This is a genomic window from Kutzneria sp. 744 (genome assembly GCF_000568255.1).
Lineage (GTDB): Bacteria > Actinomycetota > Actinomycetes > Mycobacteriales > Pseudonocardiaceae > Kutzneria.
This window is the reverse complement of record NZ_KK037166.1, coordinates 10,844,672-10,849,796: the sequence shown is the minus strand read 5'-3', so window position 1 is coordinate 10,849,796 and position 5,125 is coordinate 10,844,672. Positions and strand designations below refer to the sequence as shown.

Annotated in this window: 5 protein-coding genes; all 5 read right to left on the bottom strand. The window is 71.4% G+C overall.

What is annotated here, in order from left to right:
• On the bottom strand, window positions 1–1,200 hold a 1,200-nt coding region (locus KUTG_RS49145; protein ID WP_043726861.1), incomplete at its 3' end, for a proton-conducting transporter transmembrane domain-containing protein.
• Window positions 1,200–1,862 carry a hypothetical protein gene (locus tag KUTG_RS49140; RefSeq protein WP_043726860.1) on the bottom strand — a complete coding sequence of 221 codons (663 nt, stop codon included), beginning with the start codon at window positions 1,860–1,862 and terminating at the stop codon, window positions 1,200–1,202. The genes KUTG_RS49145 and KUTG_RS49140, both read right to left, overlap by 1 nt.
• A 19-nt stretch (window positions 1,863–1,881) precedes the next feature.
• Window positions 1,882–2,829 (bottom strand): respiratory chain complex I subunit 1 family protein, encoded by a 948-nt coding sequence (locus tag KUTG_RS49135; protein ID WP_043726858.1) that lies wholly within the window; start codon window positions 2,827–2,829, stop codon window positions 1,882–1,884.
• The gene (locus KUTG_RS65790) at window positions 2,826–4,847 is read right to left on the bottom strand and encodes a proton-conducting transporter transmembrane domain-containing protein (RefSeq protein WP_043726857.1); all 2,022 of its coding nucleotides are present in this window, start codon (window positions 4,845–4,847) and stop codon (window positions 2,826–2,828) included. The genes KUTG_RS49135 and KUTG_RS65790 overlap by 4 nt, the downstream gene beginning before the upstream one ends.
• The coding region (locus tag KUTG_RS49125; RefSeq protein ID WP_043726855.1) for an NADH-quinone oxidoreductase subunit B family protein at window positions 4,844–5,125 on the bottom strand (282 nt) is incomplete at its 5' end. The genes KUTG_RS49125 and KUTG_RS65790, both read right to left, overlap by 4 nt.

Below are 5,125 nucleotides of genomic sequence, written 5' to 3'. Positions count from 1 at the left end.
GCCCAGTTCGCTGGCGAACACGCTGAACGGCGGCAGCCCGATTAGGGCGAGCACCCCGAACCCGAGACATCCGGCCAGCAGCGGCTGGCGGGCCGCCAGGCCGCGGACCTCGCTGATCTGGCTGGTCCCGGTGGTCTGCAGGACACGGCCGGCGCCCACGAACAGCACTCCCTTGGCCAGGCCGTGGCCCAGGATGTGCAGCAGCACCGCGGCCACCGCCAGGGGGCTGCCGACCGCGGCCCCCAGGGCGAGCAAGCCCATGTGCTCGATGCTGGAGTAGGCCAGCATCCGCTTGTAGTCGCGCTGCGCCAGCAGCAGCGAGGCCGCCACCACGAGGGAGGCCAACGCCATGACTATCAGCAGGGCGCGGACGAACCCAGGCCCGAGGGCGGCGTCGGCGATCACCTTCACCCTCAGGATCGCGTAGAACGCGACCGAGAGCAGCACGCCGGACATCAGCGCCGACACCGGCGCCGGGGCCTGGGAGTGCGCGTCGGGCAACCAGGCGTGCAGCGGAGCGAGGCCGGCCTTGGTGCCGAACCCGATCACCAGCAGCGCCACGGCGATCCGGGTGACGCCCGGGTCGAGGGTGTGCGCGCTGGCGACCAGCGCGGCCCAGTCCAGCCCGGGTGCGCTCGGGGTGTGCTGGGCGGCGTAGTTGAGCAGCAGCGTGCCCAACAGGGCCAGCGCGATACCGGTCGAGCAGATCACCACGTACTTCCACGCCGCCTCGACCGCCGAGCGGGTGCGACGTTGCCCGACCAGGAACGCGGTGACGATGGTGGTGGCCTCGATGGCGATCCACAGCACCCCGAGGTCGGCGGCCAGCACCGCCAAGGCCATCGCGGCCAGGAACGCCTGCACCAGCAGGCTGTGCCGGGTCGCGGTGCGCGGGCTCGCGCGACCGGCGTCGATCTCGGCGGACAGGTAGGCCGGGGTCGCGGCGGTGGCCAGCAATCCGACCGCGCCGATCACGATCAGCATGAACGCCGACAACGCGTCCACCCGCAGCAAGCCAGCCAGGGCGACGTGCGGGCCGGTCGTGGCGACCTCGACAGCGGTGCCGATCGCGGCGGCCAACACCAGCGCGGCGCTTGCGGCGCTGACCCATCTCGTGGCGGGGCGCCACCCCACTAGCAGGTACACCACCGCCCCCAGCACCGGCAGCAGCACGGGAACGAGCGTCAACAGGGTGATCATCAGTCGTGCAGCTCCCGCAACTCGTCCAGGTCGGTGTCGCCGAAGGTCTCCCGCATCCGCGTGGTCAGGATCCGCAGCACCAGCACCGCCAGCAGCACGTCCAGCGACACGCCGAGCTCGACGATCAGGCCGACGCCGGCGGTGGTGAGGAACCCGACCGCGGTGATGCCGTTGTCCATCAACAGGAACCCGACCAGCTGCGACAGGGCGCGGCGGCGGGAAAACAGCACGAAGAACCCGATCAGGAACACCGTGACGCCGACTGGGATCGCGTGCGTGGCCGGCGAGGGCGCGAGCGTGACCAACGGCTGCGAGACGGCGTAGGCCAGCAGCGTCAACAGCGCGGCCGCCAACAGCGACGCGGCGACGTTGACCAGCGGCCGGGTCTCTCGCCGGGCCGGACCGGCCTGCGCGAGGGCCCGGCGCAGCAGCCAGGGCAGCACACCGGCGCGCAGCACCAGGATCCCGACCGCCACCCCGCCGAGTTCGGCCGAGCCCTCATGCACGGCCAACACCTCGACCAGCGCGGCCAACGCGAGTCCCTGCGCGGCGAACACCCCGATGATCACGACCAGCTCGCGGCGCCACAGCACCAGCACCGCGGTCAGCAGCAACCCGCCACAGGCCAAATCCAGTAGCTGGACGTAGGTGGTGTCACTCACGATGACGACGAGCTCCTTGTCAGGCCAGAAAGAACGACGCGGCGACCGCGAGCAGCGCCAGCAGGAACGAGCCGGCCAACAACTCCGGCACCCGGAACAGCCGCAGCTTGGCCAGGAACACCTCGCCCACCGCCAGCGCCGCGCCGAGCACCGTCACCTTGACCGCGACCGCCGCCACCCCGCCGAGCACCGCCAGCGGGCTCGCCGAGGTGGCGATTCCCCAGGGCAGGAACAGGTTGGCCAGCAGACCAAGGAACACCGTGAGCCGCATCGCCGAGGCCAACTCCACCAGGGCGAGGTCCGGGCCGGCGTACTCCAGCACCATCGCCTCATGCACCATGGTCAGCTCCAGGTGCGTGGACGGGTTGTCCACCGGCAGCCGCCCGGTCTCCGCGACGATCACCACGACCAGGGCGACCGCGGCAAGCAGACTCACCGGGGAGATCACCCGCGACGGATCGTCCAGTGTGGACGCGATGATCGCGGCCAGGTTGGTCGACCCGACCCGTACCGACAGCGCGAAGATCGCGACCAGCAGGGTCGGCTCGACCAAGGCGATGATGGTCATCTCGCGGCTGGCACCCATGCCGCCGAACGCTGTGCCGGTGTCCAGCCCGGCCAGCGCCAGCGCCACGGTGCCCAATGCCAACAACGCGACCACCACGAACAGGTCCGCCACCGGATCCAGCGCGGAATCGACGGTCACGAACGGGACCACGACCGCGACCACCACCGTGGTAGCCACCAGCACCAGCGGCGCGAACCGAAACACCTCGCTCGTGCCCCGAGGCGTGATCGGCTCCTTGCCGAACAGCTTGCGCAGGTCCCGCCAAGGCTGACCGATCCCGGCACCCGCCCGGCCTTCCAGCCTCGCCCGGACCTGCCGCATCACCCCAACAAGCACCGGAGATCCGGCGATCACCAGTAGCGGTTGCACCACGCCGCCGACGATGCCCAGCGCGCTCATCGGGTCACCGCCAGCACGAGGAGCACCGCGATCACGGCATAGAAGCCGTAGCCGAGATAGCGGTGCACGCTGCCGGTCGCCAACCGTCGCCCGACCCGGCCCCAGGCGCTTACCAGTTTCAGGACTGGTTGGTAGAGGCGGCGTTCGATCCGATCGGGCACCCTGCGGCGGTAGGCCACGGCCTCCACCAGGTAGCTGGACTCGCGGGTGTGGGTGACATCGACGTCGGTCTCCGGCTGCAGCACGTTGTCGAACACCCGCTGTAAAGGTTCGGCGAACGAGGTCGCGGTGTACTCCATGCGCGCCGACAGTGGACCGGCGCCGCAGTCCCACAGCCGCGCCGCACGCCTGGCCCGTCGGGTCGCGACCACGCGCAGCACCCCGACCGTGAGCATGATCGCGGCCACCAACGCGACGGCGAGCATCAGCGGCGACAGTGAGCCGGCGACCTCAGCCAGCCGCACGGTCACCCCGTCCACCACCGTGGGACTGTCGGCCGACCCCACCGTGCGGGCGGCCACCGAACCCAGCGCGGGCAGGACCAGGGTGGGCGCCAGCGCCAACACGACCGCGCCCACACCGGCCAGCCCCATCCCGACCAGCATGCTGACCGGACTCTCGCTCGCCTTCTCGGCCGCAGCACTGCGGGGACGGGCCAGGAACCCGACACCGAACGCCTTGACGAAGGTGGCGACCGCGAGCCCGGCGGTCAGCGCCACCGCGGCCACCGCCACCGGCATCGCGATCGCCGTGGTCACCCCGGACGCGGGCAGACCGTGGATCAATGCCTGCAACAGCAACCACTCGCTGACGAACGCCGTGCCCGGCGGCAACGCCGAGGCGGCCAGCGCGCCGAGCCCGAACGCCGCCGTCGTCGCCGGCATCCGGGTGCGCAGCCCACCCAGGGCGTCCAGATCACGGCTGCCGGTGGCGTGCAGCACCGACCCAGCGGCCAGGAACAGCAGCGTCTTGAACGCCGCGTGGTTGATCACATGCAGCAGTGCGGCGGCCAGCGCCAGCCCCGCCAGCACGGTGTTGCCCGCGGAGGCGAACATGCCGGCCGCGCCGACCCCGACCAGCACCAGCCCCATGTTCTCCGTCGTGGAATAGCCCAGCAGCCGTTTGAGGTCGGCGCTCATCGCCGCCTGCAGGATTCCGTAGACCGCCGATGCCGCCCCGAGGACCAGGACCAGCAGCCACCACCACCGGGGGCCGCCGCCGAGCAGGTCGAACCCGACCCGCACGATCCCGTACACGCCGAGGTTCACCATCGCTGCCGACATCAACACCGACACGTGACTGGGCGCCTCCGGGTGCGCCCGGGGCAGCCACGCGTGCAACGGCACGATCCCCGCCTTCGAGCCGAACCCCACCAGGGTCACCACGAACACCACGTCGGCGACACCGGGCGGCAGGTGCCGTGCGGCCTCCCGCAACGCGGCGAAGGAATCACCGGTGGCGTTACCGGCCAGCACCACCAGGCCGATCAGGATCGCCACCAACCCCAGGTGCGTCATCACCGCATACCAGCGCCCGGCGACCGCGACCTCCGGGCGCCGCTGATGCTCGGCGAGCACCAACAGCAGCGAGAACAGGGCCATCAATTCCCAGCACACCAGGAACGTGCCCACGCTGGCCGCCACCGGGACCAGCAGCATCGCCACCACGAACAGCGGGAACACCGCCTGCACCAGGCGCCCGTCCAGACCGTGGCGGGCATAGCCGATCCCGTAGATGCCCGCCGCCACCGCGACGCCTCCCGTGACGACCAGGAACACCCCACTCAGGGTGTCCACCGTGACCATCACACCCGACAGCGGCAGCAGCGCGGGCAGCGCGAGGGAGAACGTCTGGCCGGACACCGCGCAGATCCCCGACACCGCCCCGGCCGCGCCGCAGGCGGCCGTGCCCGCGCCGACCGCGGTCGCTCGTATCCGTTGCGGTACAAGGATTGCCGCGATCGCGGACAACGGTCCTACAGCCACGGCCACGCCGAGGCCCAGTTGTGCGAGGTTCATCGACCGGTCAGCTTCCGCAGCGCCTCGACGATCGCTTCCGGCCGCGGCGGGCAACCCGCGATCTCCACGTCGACCGGGATCACCTCGCGCACCGCGCCGGCCACCCCGTAGGCGCCCGCGAACACCCCGCAGTTCCGCGCGCAGTCCCCGACCGCGACCACTGCCTTCGGTGCGGGCACCGCCTCGTAGGTGCGGCGCAGCGGTTCGGCCATGTTGCGGGTCACCGGTCCGGTCACCAGCAATGCGTCGGCGTGCCGGGGCGAGGCCACCAGCCGGGC

Excerpts from the sequence above, each read along its gene's own strand:
- KUTG_RS49135 (WP_043726858.1), bottom strand. The coding sequence starts at position 2,829 with ATGAGCGCGCTGGGCATCGTCGGCGGCGTGGTGCAACCGCTACTGGTG.
- KUTG_RS65790 (WP_043726857.1), bottom strand. The coding sequence starts at position 4,847 with ATGAACCTCGCACAACTGGGCCTCGGCGTGGCCGTGGCTGTAGGACCG.